Raw genomic sequence first — 15,611 nt, 5'->3', positions numbered from 1 at the left:
TTGCCAAGCGATGATGGCTGCGGCAAGCTGTGGTGTCGCGGGAAGAGCGACCACGTTGTCGGGCCGCTTGAGCCCTGACCTTCGCCGCAAGATCGGCATTGTCGGCGCTCTTCCCGCCCATATGGGGCGGCGGATCAGGCGGTGGCCTCACCACCATCGTCCACGAAGACGATCTTCTTGCCCGACAGCATCTCCAGTTGGGCGACCAGCTTCTTCGTCTGCATGTGCGGGTCGAGACGGCGGGTGTAATAGTCGTGACCCAGATCCTGATAGGCCACACCGGTGCTCAGCACACTCCAGATGACCTTGATCAGAGTGTGCGCCACAGCGAAGGCAGCCTTCTTCGCCGCGCCCGGACTGGTTCTACCGCCGAAACGGCGGTGCAGCCGGTGGAAGCGGGCCCCAAGCCTGGTCCGGGTCCGCGACACCGACAAGGCCGCCTCCACGAGGATCGACTGCACATGGCTGTTGCCTTTACGGTGACGACTTCTACGACGCCGCCCAGCCGACTCATTGTTACCCGGAGCCAGCCCAGCCCAGGCAGCCAAATGTTTCCCGGTGGGAAACCTGCCCATATCCACACCGATCTCCGAAATGATCACCGTGGCGGCACGTTCACCCAGACCGGGGATACTCATCAACAACCGCGCCTGAGCAGCAAACGGGGCGACCAGCCCACCGGGTTGCTCACCACCAAGACGACCAATCTTGTCTTTGACCTGGCCCACCATCTGCTCGAGATGATCGATACGGGCAAGGTGCAGCCCGACCATCTCCCCATGATGAGCGGTGAACCGCCCCGCCAAAGCCAGCCGCAGATCAGAAGCCTTGTTACGCAGCACTCCACGAGCCAACCCCGCCAACACCTGCGGATCACGCTCGCCAGCCACCAACGCCTCAAGCATCAACCGGCCAGAGACCCCGAACGTGTCCGAGGCTACGTTGTCCAGCTTGATCCCCGCCGCTTCCAACATCTTCAACAGCCGCTGCTTCTCCCGGCTACGTTCCTGGGTCAGCTTGGTCAAGTACCTGCTCCAGTCCCGCATCACCCGAACCTGTTCCGGGGGCACAAAGCTGCCCCGCAGCAAACCCACCTCCATCAACTGGGCCAGCCACGCAGCGTCCTTGACATCGGTTTTACGCCCCGGAACCGCTTTGACGTGTGCGGCGTTGACGACCTCAATGGTCAGCTCAGGGCCGGCAACCTCCCGCAACGCCGAGTACACCGGCCACCAGTACGGGCCGGTCGACTCCATCGCCACATGCCGGACCCCCCGCTCCACTACCAACCACGAGGCCATCTTCAGCAGATCGGCGTAGAAAGCACGAAACGTGCGGGTGGTCTCCCACCGTCTGTCCCGCTTCGGGTCCGGCGTACGCGCGGTCACCGTGACCTGCTTCTTGTGCACGTCTATCCCACCCACATGGGTGTAAATAATCTCCAAACGGGCCTCCATCCGATCGCGCACCAATCAGACGGCGTCGCCCGCGGAGCCCGTCATAGACTCATGACACTGAGACACGTGCTCGGGGGCAACAACCTGGGGTACCAGGGACGGGCTCCCGCGCCATTCTTGGTTTCAGGCACCGAAAGGGCACCAAGCGTAACCGGCGACGGCGAGCGACACCGCCGACCGAGTTTCACCTACCTACGGGCGGTCCCGCCAGGGGCCATGTATTTCTTGGTGGGTTGAGTGGTGATCCACTAGGTTCACAGAACTGATCGAACCTGGCAAATCTGGCGCCACTCAACCCACCAAGAAGGACATGCTCGCTGGCGCGGGCGCCCGCCGGTGAAATCAGGGTGCACCGCCCATCGCCCGCTGCCAGACTCGCCGGATGTCGTCACCAGCTCTGCGCGCCGCCCGGTACGCCCGGATGCGGTGGAACACTCCGCTCTCGGACAGCCACGCCGAACTACTGCTACAGCGACTGGACCTGCCGGCCGCCAGCCACCTGCTCGACCTGGGCTGCGGGTGGGGTGAGCTGCTGCTGCGCGCGGTTGACGCGGCGCCCACCGAGGTGACCGGCACCGGGGTCGACGTGGACGAGGCGCTGCTGACGCAGGGTCGCGCCCTCGCCGCCGACCGGTCGCTCGACGCCCGGGTGCGGTTCGTGGCCCACGACGCCGCGGACTGGCGCGAACCGGCCGACCGGGTGCTCTGCGTCGGCGCCGCCCACGCCCTCGGTGGGACCGTTGACGCGCTGCGCGCGCTGACCCACCTGGTCAGCCCCGGGGGCCGGTTGCTGTTCGGGGAGGTCTTCTGGCAGCAGTCGCCAACCGCCGAGCTGATCGACCTCTTCGGCGACCAGACCGGCTCGCTCGCGGACCTGGTCGAGCAGGCCCGGGTAACCGGTTGGCGGGTGCTGCACCTGAGCACCGCCGACCAGCGGGAATGGGACGACTTCGAGTCGAGCTGGTTGGCGGGCAGCCAGGAGTGGCTGCTGGCGAACCCGGCCGACCCGCAGGCCACCGAGGTCGGCGACGAGCTCGACTCCCGGCTGCGCCAGTACGTCGGTGGTTACCGGGGCATCCTCGGCCTCGGTTATCTCGTACTCGGCCGGCCCCGGGCCGCGGCCCAACCGGGGAGCGGCGATGAGAGCTCGCCGGTCCTCGAGGTGGCCGAGCAGTAACGCCGCTGTGCCCGCGAACGCCGCCCGGCTTGCCGCCGAATAGCGACAGACGCTGGGCACCGCGCCGTAAGCTGGAGATAGTCCGACCCTCACCAAGGAGCGCAGGATGGGTCATGGCGTGCACGTCCAGGAGCTACCGGGGATCGGCCGGCGCTACGACCTCGACCTTGGCCGCGGCGAGCGCCGGCTCTCGGTGGTGGTCCGTAAGGACCGCACCCGCGATCTCTACGTCTTCGCCGACACCAGCGATGAGCCGACCGCGGTGGTTGAGCTGACCGAGGAGCAAGCCCGCAAGTTGGGGGCGCTGCTCGGCGGCACCTTCTTCGAAGAGTGAACACCGCGGCGGCGGGGGGCGCGGGGTGGAGCATGTCGACCTGATCGGGATCGGGGCGGTGGTCCTGGTCGCCGGGCTGGTGGCACGCATCGGCCGCCGCTTCGGCCTACCAACGATCCCCTGCTACCTGATCGTGGGGATCCTCCTCGGACCGGGTACGCCCGGGCCGGTCTTCGTTGCGCACCCCGGTGATCTGTCGCTGCTGGCGGCGCTTGGGCTGGTGCTGCTGCTGTTTCACCTGGGTCTGGAGTTCCCGGTCGAACAGGTGCTCAGCAGCGGTCGGCGGCTGTTTCTTGCCGCCGGTTTCTATATCGGCCTCAACATTTCGGCCGGTTTGGCGCTCGGGTTCGCGCTCGGGTGGGGGGCAGCGGAGGCGCTGGTGATCGCCGGTGCGATGGGAATCTCCTCCTCCGCTATCGCCACCAAGCTGCTGATCGAGCTACGCCGGCTAGCCAACGTCGAGACCCCGGCGGTGCTGGGGATCATCGTCATCGAGGACATCTTCCTCGCCTTCTATCTGGCGCTGTTGGCGCCGGTGCTCTCCGGCGCCGGGTCGCCGTTGGGCTTCGCCCGGGACATCGCGATCAGCTTCGGGTTCCTGCTGCTGCTGTTCACCATCGCCCGTTACGGCGCCCGGGTGATCGGGACGGTGATCGGCAGCCGGGAGGACGAGCTGCTGGCGGTGCTCGCGATCGGCCTGGTGGTGCTCGTCGCCGGGCTCTCCGAGGAGGTCGGGGTCTCCGACGCGATCGGGGCGCTGCTCATCGGCCTGGTGGTCTCGCGTACCGCGGTCCGGGAGCGAGTGGAACGCGTGGTGCTGCCGATGCGGGACCTGTTCGCCGCGGTGTTCTTCGTGACCTTCGGACTGAGCATCGACGTGGGCGACTTCGGGGCGGTGGCGATTCCGGTCGCGATCGCGGTAGTCGTCACTGTGGCCTGCAACGTCATCGCCGGGGTGTGGACCGCCCGGCTGTTCGGGCTCAACCAGCGGGCGGCGGCGAACATCGGGTTGACCATCCTCGGCCGGGGCGAGTTCTCCCTGATCCTGGTGACGCTGGCGCTCGCGGCCGGGCTGGATGCCCGGATCGGACCATTCGTCGCTCTCTACGTCCTCATCCTGGCCATCTTCAGCCCGTTGCTCGCTGCCCGCTCCCGGCTGCTGGCCCGGGTGCTGCCGGATTGGCTGTTTCGCGAGAACTGGCGTTACGTACGCGAGGAGACGATCAGCACCGCCTGCACCCATCTGGACCAGATCAGGGTGACCGAGACCGACCAGCAAGAATGCGCGGAGTGCGTCGCTACCGGAGACGACTGGGTGCAGCTGCGACTGTGTCTTAGCTGTGGTGTGGTGCGATGCTGTGACGACTCGATCAACAAGCATGCAACTGCTCATTTCCGGCAGACCAACCACCCGATCGTGGAGTCGCTGGAGCCGGGTGAGCACTGGCGCTACTGCTACATCGACAACACGCTGGTCCGGCCTCCACTCGGCCAGCGCAGCTAGCCGACGGCTGGGCGACCAGCGCGGTTAGCCGACGGAGTCGGCTCGGGCCAGCTGCTGCAGCTTCGGCGCCAACGTCCCCTGCTCGCCGTCGAAGCCTTGCCGCAGCGAGCGCAACAGCGCATCGCTGGTCTGCGGCGGCCACCCGAACAGGCTCCCCTGAGCGGCGACGCAGCCCAGCTCCCATAAGGTCTGCCGCTGCTGCACCTCCTCGACGCCCTCGGCGACGACCAGCTGCCCGAGTTCCCGCCCGAGTTCGAGGATCGAGCACACCAGACCTTTCGCCTCGCGGGAGGTGCCCAGCGCGGAGACGAAGGTACGGTCGATCTTCAGCTGGTCGACCGGGAGTTGGAAGACGGCTGAGAGGCTGGAGTGCCGGGTGCCGAAGTCGTCGAGCGCGATCCGGATCCCGGCTTCCCGCAGCGTCGCCACCGCGCACGTCACCACCTCGAGGTAGCCGATCGCCGCCGACTCGGTCAGCTCCAGGGTCAGCCGCTGCGGCGGCACCCCGTGCGCCTGCAGCGCATCCAACACCATCGCCGGTAACCGTGGGTCACCGAGGCTGCGTGGCGACACGTTCACTGCGATCTGCAGCTCGAAGCCCTCCCGGCGCCAGTACGCCGCAGCGGCCAGGGCGCGGTTCAGCACCGTCTCGGTGAACGGGGCGAGCAACCCGGAGCGTTCGACCAGGCCGAGGAAGGTGGCGGGCGGCAGGTCACCGAGGTCGGGATGTGCCCACCGGGTGAGCGCCTCGGCGCCCAGGACGCGCCCGCTCGCCAGGTCCACAATGGGCTGATAGTGCACCGCGAACTCGCGCCCCTCCACCGCCCGGGGCAGCTCTCCGGCGAGCGCCAGCCGGGTACGGTCGGCGCTGTCGCTGGTGCGCGCGTAGACCGCCACCTGCCGGCCAGAATCCTTAGCCTGGTACATCGCCACATCCGCGCGGCGCAGCAGCTCCGTAGGGTCGGTCGGGTCGCTCGCCACCGCCAACCCGGCGCTGGTGTGGAGGCTGATCAACACTCCCCGCAGGTCCATCGGGTGGCGTAGCGTCGCCAACACGTCCCAAGCCCGACCGGAGGCCGCCGCGGGGTTCGCCAGTCCGTCGAAGAGCACGGCGAACTCGTCCCCACCCAGCCGGATCACCATGCTGTCGCCGGCGGCTGCGCGCAGGCGCTGACCGACCTCCACGATCACCTGATCACCCGCGTCATGCCCGAGCGTGTCGTTGACCTCTTTAAAGTGGTCGATGTCGAGCAGCATCAACGCGACGGTGCCCGGCTCGCCGCGTTGCCACAGCTGGGTGACCCGGCCATGGAGCTGTCGACGGTTGGGCAGGTCGGTCAACGCGTCATGGCTCGCGTCGTACGCGTGCCGTTCGGCGAGCCGGGAAACCTCGGCGTACGCTGCCGCGTTGCGGATCGCGGTGGAGAGACCGGCGGTGAAGGTGGCGAGCATGTACTGCTCCCGGTCGGAGAGCCGAGCCTCCACCCGGAACCACAGCCGTAGCATGCCCAGCGGCTCCTGGTCGGTGTCGAGGCCGAGCGGCACCGACAGGCACGGACCGGCCTGGGTGGGCGCCTGCCGGGGGTCCCCGTCGTAGTGGACGCCGTGCCGATCGCCCCGCACCACCCGGCGAGGCTCGGAGTCCGCCAGCTCCACCTCGATCTTCAGGTCCGGGAAGAGCCCGGCCGCGCCCCGGATCGCGGTGTAGAGGACGTTGTCCACCCCGACACTGCTCAAGGCGTCGGTGGAGGCGGCGAGCTGCTGCCAGGCTCGCCGCTCCTCGCGCAGGTGCAGCCGGTGCCGGTAGGCCAGGTAGGCGACCAGCACCCCGAGCGGGGCGAGCGTCACCAGCACCGGGTTGATCGCGTGCAGAGTCACCGTCGCCAGTGCCAGCGCCAGGCTGGTAGCCCGGACCACCGCCAGTATCAAGGCGTTGCCCCGGACAAGCCGCCACCATGAGGTCCGGCTGGCCAGGGCGATGACCGGCACGCTCACTAGCTCGTCGACGAGCGCATAGGCCACCATCGCGACCACCAGCGCCACCAACAGCGTCAGCAGCGACCGGTCGGCGACCGTGATCGGGGCGCCGCCGACGGCGTGGAACGCGGCCGAGGCGGCGCTGACTCCGAGCGTCTCGGTGGCGGTGTTGAAGGCGGCCTTACGCAGTGGCCGCCGGTGGGCGGCCTGGCCGATCAACACGGCCACAGCGACCGCCAGGATCGCCCACGGCGGCGGCAGGAGCACCACCGCGACCAGGATCGCGGCGCCACCGGAGGTGATGGTGAGCTGCTGCCGGAGGTTGAGGTGGATCCGGCGGCAGAGGCCCGCGAGCGTCAGCAGCGTCGCCACCACGAGCAGATACACCGCTGGCGGCGTCTCGCCGATGCTGACGACGGCCCAGCCCAGACAGCCGAGTGCGGCCAACACGACGAGACCGACGAGGCGGTCGAGCCACCTGTCGGTCTCGTTCGTACGCACGGAGGCGCTCCCTCCCGGACACCGATCGCCGCGGCAGCGCGACCGCTGCCAGGCTACCGCAGTCTGGGGTCCGAGGGGTCCTGCGCTGGCCTCAGGCCCAGTCGATGTGCCGCATCGCTAGCCTCCTTTCGTTGCCCTGCCGCGCTCCACACTAGAGACGACCGAGCCCGGAGTTCGCGTATCCGTGCCACTTCTCGCAGTAATCAGGAAATGAGGTATTTCTACGCTTAAGTGCGCTAACAGCACCCCGCCCTTGGTTGGCTGGGGAGGGATCTTGCGCACGGATAAGTCGGATTTATCCGTGCGCAAGATCCCTCCCCAGCCAACCAAGCTGCCGCGGCTCAGGGGACGATGCTGACCATCTTCCCGGGGACCACGATGACCTTGCGCGGCTCCGCGCCACCCAGCTGGTCGGCGACCGCGGCCAGCGCCGCCGCCCGCACCTCGGACTCCGGCGCGTCCGGGTCGATCTCGATCCGGGCCCGCACCTTGCCCTTGACCTGCACCGGATAGGTGACCGTCTCGGCCACCAGCGCCTCCGGGTCAGCCTGCGGGAACGGGGCGTACGCCAGCGAGTCGTCGTACCCCAGCTGGCGCCACAGCTCCTCCGCCAAGTGCGGGGCGAACGGCGCCACCATCAGCACCAGGGGCTCCACCACCGCCCGCGGCGTGCCCGGGCCGGAGATCTGGGTGGCCCGGTTGGTCAGCTCGATCAGCTTGGCGATCGCGGTATTGAACCGCAGGTTGTCCATGTCGCCACGGACCCCGTCGATCACCTTGTGCAGCAACTTGTAGGTCTGCTCGTCCAGCTCCGACTCGGTCACCCGGACCGCGCCGGTGTGCTCGTCCACCACCAGCCGCCACAGCCGCTGCAGGAACCGCTGCGACCCGACCACCGCCCGGGTCTCCCACGGCCGGGACACGTCCAGCGGCCCCATCGACATCTCGTAGACCCGGAACGTGTCGGCACCGTACTCGGCGCACATGAAGTCGGGCGTAACCACATTCTTCAGCGACTTACCCATCTTGCCGTACTCCTGACGGACCGGGGTGTCACCGTAGAAGTACTGGCCGTCGCGCTGCTCCACCTCGTGCGCGGGGACGTAGACCCCGCGCGGGTCGGTGTAGGCGTACGCCTGGATGTAGCCCTGGTTGAACAGCCGGCGGAACGGCTCGTGGCTGCTCAGGTGCCCCAGGTCGTACAGCACCTTGTGCCAGAACCGGGCGTACAGCAGGTGCAGCACCGCGTGTTCCACACCGCCGACGTACAGGTCGACCCCGCCGCTGTCCCGCTCGTGCCGCGGCCCCATCCAGTACTTTTCGTTCGCCGGGTCCACCAACGCCTGGTCGTTGGTCGGGTCCAGGTAGCGCAGCTCATACCAGCAGGAGCCGGCCCACTGCGGCATCACGTTGGTCTCCCGGGTGTAGACCTTCGGCCCGTCCCCCAGGTCCAACTCCACCGTCGCCCACTCGTGGTTGCGCGACAGCGGTGTCTCCGGCGTCGACCCGGCGTCCTGCGGGTCGAAGGTCTTCGGCGAGAAGTCGGCCACCTCCGGCAGCGCCACCGGCAACTGGGACTCGGGCAGCGCCACCGGCAGGCCGGTCTCGTCGTAGACGATCGGGAACGGCTCCCCCCAATACCGCTGGCGGCTGAACAGCCAGTCCCGCAGCCGGTAGGTGATCGCCTCCTCGCCGTGGCCGTGCTCGGCCAGCCAGGCGATGATCCGGGCCTTCGCCTCGGTCATCGCCAGCCCGTCCAGGGTGATCCCGGCGGCCGGGTTGGCGGAGTTGATCGCCGGACCGTCGCCGGTGTACGCCTGGCCGTCGAAGTCGGCCGGCGGCTGCACGGTCCGGATGATCGGCAGGTCGAAGACCTCGGCGAACTCCCAGTCCCGCTCGTCCTGCCCGGGCACCGCCATGATCGCCCCGGTGCCGTAGCCGGCCAGCACATAGTCGGCGATGAAGATCGGGATCTGACCCCCGGTCACCGGGTTGGTGGCGAACGCGCCGATGAACACGCCGGTCTTCTCCCGGGATTCGGCGGTGCGCTCCGACTCGGTCTTGGCCGCCGCCTCGCTCCGATAAGCGGCCACCGCCGCGACCGGGTCGGGGTGACCGCCGGTCCACGCCGGTTTGCTGCCCGCCGGCCACTGCTTCGCCGTCAGCTCGTCGACCAGCTCGTGCTCGGGCGCCAGCACCATGTAGGTCGCCCCGAAGACGGTGTCCGGCCGAGTGGTGAAGACCCGCAGCGCACCGGCCTCGGTCGGGAAGTCGATGTGCGCGCCGGTGGAGCGGCCGATCCAGTTGCGCTGCATCAGCTTGACCTTCTCCGGCCAGTCCAGATCATCCAGATCGGACAGCAGCCGGTCGGCGTAGGCGGTGATCCGCATCATCCACTGCTTCAGGCTGCGCTTGAAGACCGGGAAGTTGCCCCGTTCGGAACGGCCCTCCGGGGTGACCTCCTCATTGGCCAGCACCGTCCCCAGGCCGGGGCACCAGTTGACCGGCGCCTCGCTCACGTACGCCAACCGGTAGCCGTCGATGATCTCCCGTCGCGCCACCTCGGACAGCTCCGACCAGGGCCGACCGTCGGGAGTGGTCCGCGCCCCCGACTCGTACGCCGCCACCAGCTCGTCGATCGGGCGGGCAGCGCCACGCTCCGGGTCGAACCAGGAGTTGAAGATCTGCAGGAAGATCCACTGCGTCCACCGGTAGTAGTCGACGTCGGTGGTGGCGAAGGAACGGCGGTCGTCGTAGGCCAACCCCAGCTGACGCAGCTGCCGCCGGTAGCGGGTGACGTTCGCTTCGGTGGTCTTACGCGGGTGGGTGCCGGTCTCCACCGCGTACTGCTCGGCCGGCAGGCCGAACGCGTCGAAGCCCATCGGGTGCAGCACGTTGTAGCCGGTCATCCGGGCGTACCGGGTGTAGCAGTCGGTGCCGATGTAGCCCAGCGGGTGCCCGACGTGCAGCCCTTCCCCGGACGGGTAGGGGAACATGTCCATGACCATCAGCTTCGGTGCGCCGGCGCGAGGATGCGAAGGGTCGTGCAACGGACCGGCCGGGTTCGGGGCGTGGAAGGTCCCGTGCTGATCCCAGTAGTCCTGCCACCGCGCCTCGATCCGGTTGGCGGTCTCGGCGTTGTACCGGAACGGGGGGACCTCCCCCTCCGGCTCCGGGGCCGCCGCCGACTTCGCCGCCACCTCGCTCATGGTCGCCACCTCACTGTCCTGGCTATCCGGGGGTTGTTCTGGGCATAAGAAAGCCCCTCCGCAGAGGGGCTGCCGTGCGGACGCGAACTCGCGTCAGCACGGCCTGGTAAGGAGAACAACGCTCCCGGTCATGCGGGCATTGTAGCGCGTTGGGACGCCGCCACGCCGCCCCGTTCCCACCGCACCTCCGGGTAGTCACCCTGGGCGGCGAGGAAGTCGTCCAACTCGGCCAGCGTGAGCGGGCCCGGGAGCGGATACCGGGCCGGCAGCTCCTTGAGCGCATCGTCGTAGCTCGCCAGATGGCCCAGATCCCGCGGATGGTGCTCGGGGCTGAGGCCCGCGAACCAGCCGGCCCGGCGAGCCCGGCTAAGCACCTGCTCGCGCCAGTCGTCGACCGAGGGCAGGCCGATCATCTCTACCGCGTTCTGGAACAGGGCCAGCATGATCTCGTCGAACGGTTCCCGGTTAGCCAGGTACTCCGCCAGCCGCGCCAGCGACGGGTCGGTGTTGAAGGTCATCCAGTACGGCACGGAACCGGTCCGCAGCGTCCAGTACGGCTCCAGGATGATGAAGGACTCGGCGAACAGCCGGTTCGACGGCAGGTTGCGCTGCCGGTACCACCACCGATACAGGTCAGCCACCATCGGGCTGATCGACTCCGGCTCGTCGAAGATCAACCGGCGGACCTGGAACTGGTGCTGCCCAGCGAACCGCTCGATGTCGTCCCGCAGCGCGGGTGCGAACCCCCACTCGGCCTCCGGGCTGACGCCGTCGAGCTCCGGGCCGGACCACTGGCGGACCGGGGAGTCATGGCGGGCTAGGTAGTCGACGACCCGCGGCCCGCCGTAGTGGAACTCCGCGTCGGTGGCCCCGCCAACGGCCCCGTGCTGGAACACGTGCCGCGGCCCCACCGTGGTGGTGTCCCAGGTCCGGGCACACTCGCTGATCAGAATGGTCCCGCCCGGGGCCAGGTGGTCAAGCAGGAACCGCTCGTACGCCTCCCCCAGCTCGCGCCGCTTGACCCGAAAGTAGGTCAGCGCCCGCACCATGATCCGGTCCTGGTTGGCGTCGTGCATATGGTGCAGTTGCAGCGTCGGGTTGTTCGCCACCAGCTCCCGGCCCGGCTCCAGCCCCTTGGCGAATGCGGCGTCGACGTCGTCCGGGTGGACCCGCTGCCGGACCGGGATCAAGAAGGTCTGCGGCAGCCACGGCACCCCCAGCGCCGCGCACAGATGCACCAACGCGCCGCTGGCCGACCCGATCACGATCACCGGGTATTTCCGCTTCGGGTACTGCTCCACCACCCACTCGGAGATCTCCTCCGGGTCGATCCGGGCAGCCCGCCGGGAGCTGACCGTCTCGGCCGCGCCACCGAGCAGGAACGCCGACTCTCGCAGCCGCTGCGGCAACCGCCGCGTGGCGCGGGCCGGCCCCTTCAGCCCCGGCGGATGCCCGGCGGCGGGGAACGGTTCGCCCCGCAGGCAAGCCGCGGTGGCTTGCAGCATGCCGGTGGTGGAGTCGAATCCGGCGACGAAGCTCGGCTTGGACATCAGTTCCCCTCTCGCAGTCGGCGGACAGCCAGGGCACCGGCGGCGGCGACGGCGGTCGCCGCCGCGGCCCCCGCCAACCAGCGACGGCCCGGTGGCGACGGCGGCTGCCAGCCGTTGTGTCGCCAGCCACCGTCCACGGACCCGCCGTCGCCGCTCGGTGTGAACACATTCCCCTCGGTACGGGCGGCCGGCTCGTCGAGGAAGTGGGCGCGCTCCACCAGCCGGCCGAAGACTCGTTCGGTCAGGCCGGGCACGAGCCGGGTGGCGGCCAGACCGACCCGGGTGGCCGCGCCGACCGCCACCTCGCGGCGGTGGGGCCGGCGGGCGCACCGGACGATCGCGCCCGCCACCCGGCGGGCGTCGATCGGTGGCCCGGCCGGCTGGATCTGGTAGCCGCTCACGTTCGCCCCGGTCCGGAAGATCGGCGTGTCGATCGCGCCCGGGAGCACCGTGCAGACCGAAATTCCGGGTAGGTCCGCGACCTCCTGCCGGACACAGTCCGACAGCGCCCGGATGCCCTGTTTGCTGACGACGTAGGCGCTCTGGTGCGGCGACGGGGTCTTGCCCAGCATCGAGGAGACGTTGATGAGCACCCCGTGCCCCTGCTCGCGAAACCACGGCACCGCTGCCCGCACCCCGTGGTAATAGCCGAAGAGATTAACCTCGATCACCCGGTGCCAGACCGGCACCGGGGTCTCCTCGGTGCGTCCGTACGCCACCACCGCGGCGTTGTTGACCCACACATCCAGGCTGCCGAACTCGGCGACGGCCCGCTCGGCGACCTGGGCGACCGCCGCCGCGTCGGTCACATCGGCCGGCGCCACCAGCACCTTCGCTCCTCGGCGCCGGCAGTCGGCGGCGAGCTCGTCAAGCGCCTCCCGGCGCCGCGCGGTGAGCACCAACTGGTAACCCTTGTCCGCGAACGCCAGCGCGCTGGCCCGGCCGATGCCGCTGGAGGCGCCGGTGATCACCACGCACTTACTCCGGTGATGCGACACGTCATCCCTCCTCACCCCGTTTGTGGTGAGTTACCCGCCACCAGTCACCAGAAAACGTCCAACGGGTCAGTACCGGGCCGCGGGTGGCCCGAACGGACGGGCCGCCGCGGCCCCCCAATCCCGCCACGGCGGGCATGGGTCGGTTGGGGACCCAGCCAGGAACCGGTTCACCTCCCGATAGAACGCCGGCGTGACCGGCAGGTCTGGATGGGCCTCCCGGATCGGGCAACCGTCCTGCGCGCCGGCCAGCCGCCGCCCACCGGGCATCAGCGGCAGATCCGCGGAGCTGGGCAGGCTCAGCGCCGATACCTCCGGCGGCAGCGGCCGGGCGTACAGCTCGGTCGCCCGGTCCGGCTGGGCGAGCAATTCCCGCGCGGCCGGCGCGTCCGGTACGAAGTGGAAACCGAGTTCGCGGACGAGCGGCGCCATGGCCCGCAGCGCGTCGCCGGCAACCCGGCCCGGACCGTCGTGATTCGCCGGTGGATAGCCGACCGGGCTGTCCGGAAACGGTCCGAGCAGCACCACCCGGTCCACTTGCGGAGCTACCCCGGTCGCCACCGCATGCCAGACCACCCACGCCCCCAGCGAGTGGCCGACCACGGTGACCGGCGCCGGCAGCTCCCGGACCTGCGCCGCGAAGGAGTCCACCTGCTCACCGAGCGGACGCAGCGTGTCGGCCTGGACGTACGGCGCGCCGGTGCGGATCGGACAACGCGCCTGCCCCTGCGGCGCGCCATCGCCCGGGCCCGCGTACGAGAAGTAGTAGGTCTGCCCGCAGTCGAACCCCAACGCCGCCACCTCGGTCTCGAAGATCGCCCCATTGCCGGACGAGGAGTTGATCCCGGACATCAACACCAACGAGCCGGCGCGGGGCGGCGCGGGCGGGGCGGGCGCCACCGTCCGGGTGGTGACGAACCCCGCGGCCACCAAGGCTGCGGCCACCGCGACGGCGGCGGCCAGCCGCCCCGAGTGAGCCGGGGCGGGCGCGGCCAGCAGCCGGACCGCCACCGCGGTGGCTAGCGCCGAGACCGGCACCAGCAAAACCGTCACGGTCTCTCCGCCCGCGTCGGCGAGCCCCCCGAGCAGCACCAGCACCAGCCCGTAGGGCAGCAGTACCGCCAGCCGGAGCCCTTGTCGGAGATTGCGCATCAGGCCGGTCCGCAGCCGCCATCTGCCAGCTGGGTCCCGGGCCAGCCACGGCACCGGCGCCAGCAGCAGGCCCAGCCCGGCTACCACCCCCACCACCGGCCAGAACAGCCGCGAGTACAGCACTGCGTACGCGGCGAAGTCGAGCAGCGCCAGGACCAGCACCACCGGGGTCAGCAGTAGATAGAAGCGGGCCGCCAACCAGAGCCGGTCCGGGGTGAACCCGCCGAGCAGCAGCGAGAGCACCAACACCCGGATCGTCCAGACCGCCGCCAGCAGGATCAGGAAGACCGGAAGCGAGACCGCCTCGGTCGCCAGCAGTCGGAGATCGCCGAACAGCTCCAGCGGCGGCAGCGCCACCAGGTGCACCAGGCCCGGCCAGCGGGGCAGCGCGCCGGCGACGGCTAGCAGCACCACCACGGCCGCCACCACCGCCAGCGGCCACAGCTTGACCCCGCTGGTCGAGGTGGCCCCCCGCAGCCGGTCGACCACCGCTCTCGTCCAGGTCACCCGGACCGGGTTCCCGGATCCGACCGGGGCGAACCATGTGCGAAACTCGGCAAGGTCCGCGGGCGCCGGTTAGCCTGTGTGGCAGAAGTGACGCGTTCGGTACGGGGGACGGCACGGCTCGGGCGACCGGTTTGGCGAGTCGACGAACCCGGGAGTGGGTCGACAGCGTCCTAGTTGGCAAGCCGAGGCACCACCAGGAGGATGCCAGTGACCGTTCCACGCACCGGCGAGGAGCTCGGCGCACCCCTGCCGCTCGCGGAGTTCCGCACCGCCACCAACGCGATCGTCGACAATATCGAGCAGATCATCGAGGGCAAGACCGCGACCGTCCGGCTAGCGCTGGCGGTGCTGCTCGCCGAGGGGCATCTGCTGATCGAGGACGTCCCCGGCGTCGGCAAGACCAAGCTCGCCAAGGCGCTGGCCCGCTCCATCGACTGCTCGGTACGCCGGATCCAGTTCACCCCCGACCTGCTGCCCAGCGACGTCACCGGAGTCAGCGTCTACAACCAGGAGACCCACGACTTCGAGTTCAAGCCCGGCGCGATCTTCGCGAACCTGGTGGTCGGCGACGAGATCAACCGGGCTTCGCCGAAGACCCAGTCCGCCCTGCTGGAGTGCATGGAGGAGCGGCAGGTCACCGTCGACGGCACGTCGTACGGGCTGCGGGTGCCGTTCATGGTGGTCTCCACCCAGAACCCGATCGAGATGGAGGGGACCTACCCGCTCCCCGAGGCACAGCGCGACCGGTTCACCGCCCGGATCGGCATGGGCTACCCTCACGCCGGCGCCGAACTGGCCATGCTCGACGCCCACGGCGCCTACGATCCGCTCTACGACCTCAAACCGGTCTCCGACGCCGAGACGGTCCGCCGCATGATCGCCACCGTCCGGCAGATCCACGTCGCCGACGCGATCAAGCAATACGCCGTGAATCTGGTCAACGCCACCCGGGAGGCCTCCGAGCTGCGGCTCGGCGCCTCGCCCCGGGCGACCCTGCACCTGCTCCGCACCGCCCGGGCGATCGCCGCCCTGGACGGGCGGGACTATGTGCTCCCGGACGACCTGCAGTCGTTGGCGGTCCCGGTGCTCGCTCACCGGGTCATCTCTACCCCCGAGGCGCAGCTGTCCCGCCGCACCACCGACGCGATCATCGCCGAGCTGGTGCATCGATTGCCGGTGCCACAGGACCGGACCCGCACCGCGCACGACCGGTCCGACCACGACCCCAGCTCCATCCAGCGGGGATAA

10 protein-coding genes are annotated in these 15,611 nt (G+C 69.6%); 4 read left to right on the top strand and 6 right to left on the bottom strand.

Translation table 11 applies throughout. The features are described from left to right. Positions 1–134: 134 nt before the first annotated feature. The gene (locus JQS43_RS08455) at positions 135–1,469 is read right to left on the bottom strand and encodes an IS110 family RNA-guided transposase (protein ID WP_239679363.1); all 1,335 of its coding nucleotides are present in this window, start codon (positions 1,467–1,469) and stop codon (positions 135–137) included. A 370-nt stretch (positions 1,470–1,839) separates the two neighbouring features. Between JQS43_RS08455 and JQS43_RS08450 the strand changes: the two genes are divergently transcribed. The 3 genes from JQS43_RS08450 (at position 1,840) to JQS43_RS08440 (ending at position 4,472) form a co-directional block, all read left to right on the top strand. Continuing rightward, entirely contained in the window at positions 1,840–2,634 is a 795-nt protein-coding gene (locus JQS43_RS08450) for an SAM-dependent methyltransferase (RefSeq protein WP_239678505.1), read from the top strand. A gap of 106 nt (positions 2,635–2,740) precedes the next feature. Beyond that, complete coding sequence (locus JQS43_RS08445) at positions 2,741–2,968, top strand: cation:proton antiporter regulatory subunit (protein WP_239678504.1); 228 nt, start codon at positions 2,741–2,743, stop codon at positions 2,966–2,968. Positions 2,969–2,993: 25 nt separating this feature from the next. Next, the gene (locus JQS43_RS08440; protein WP_338037161.1) at positions 2,994–4,472 is read left to right on the top strand and encodes a cation:proton antiporter domain-containing protein; all 1,479 of its coding nucleotides are present in this window, start codon (positions 2,994–2,996) and stop codon (positions 4,470–4,472) included. A 24-nt stretch (positions 4,473–4,496) separates the two neighbouring features. Here JQS43_RS08440 and JQS43_RS08430 read toward each other — a convergent pair whose 3' ends face one another. The 5 genes from JQS43_RS08430 to JQS43_RS08410 all read right to left on the bottom strand — a co-directional run bounded on the left by JQS43_RS08430 (position 4,497) and on the right by JQS43_RS08410 (position 14,363). Then, positions 4,497–6,950 (bottom strand): putative bifunctional diguanylate cyclase/phosphodiesterase, encoded by a 2,454-nt coding sequence (locus JQS43_RS08430; protein WP_239678503.1) that lies wholly within the window; start codon positions 6,948–6,950, stop codon positions 4,497–4,499. Between the two features lie 341 nt (positions 6,951–7,291). After that, positions 7,292–10,159 carry a leucine--tRNA ligase gene (leuS, locus tag JQS43_RS08425; protein WP_239678502.1) on the bottom strand — a complete coding sequence of 956 codons (2,868 nt, stop codon included), beginning with the start codon at positions 10,157–10,159 and terminating at the stop codon, positions 7,292–7,294. A gap of 128 nt (positions 10,160–10,287) precedes the next feature. Continuing rightward, on the bottom strand, positions 10,288–11,709 hold the full coding sequence (locus JQS43_RS08420) for a hypothetical protein (RefSeq protein WP_239678501.1): 1,422 nt from the start codon (positions 11,707–11,709) through the stop codon (positions 10,288–10,290). Further along, positions 11,709–12,707, bottom strand: a complete 999-nt coding sequence (locus JQS43_RS08415; RefSeq protein ID WP_239678500.1) for an SDR family NAD(P)-dependent oxidoreductase — start codon at positions 12,705–12,707, stop codon at positions 11,709–11,711. The genes JQS43_RS08420 and JQS43_RS08415 overlap by 1 nt, the downstream gene beginning before the upstream one ends. A gap of 66 nt (positions 12,708–12,773) precedes the next feature. After that, positions 12,774–14,363 carry an alpha/beta hydrolase gene (locus JQS43_RS08410; protein WP_239678499.1) on the bottom strand — a complete coding sequence of 530 codons (1,590 nt, stop codon included), beginning with the start codon at positions 14,361–14,363 and terminating at the stop codon, positions 12,774–12,776. A 207-nt stretch (positions 14,364–14,570) separates the two neighbouring features. Here JQS43_RS08410 and JQS43_RS08405 point away from each other — a divergent pair, with 207 nt between their 5' ends. Next, a complete protein-coding gene (locus tag JQS43_RS08405) occupies positions 14,571–15,611 on the top strand; it encodes an AAA family ATPase (protein ID WP_239678498.1) in 1,041 nt (346 codons plus the stop codon).

Origin of the sequence: Natronosporangium hydrolyticum (assembly GCF_016925615.1) — a bacterium.
Lineage (GTDB): Bacteria > Actinomycetota > Actinomycetes > Mycobacteriales > Micromonosporaceae > Natronosporangium > Natronosporangium hydrolyticum.
Note: the sequence above shows the minus strand (reverse complement) of the source record. Positions and strands in the feature narration are given on the sequence as shown.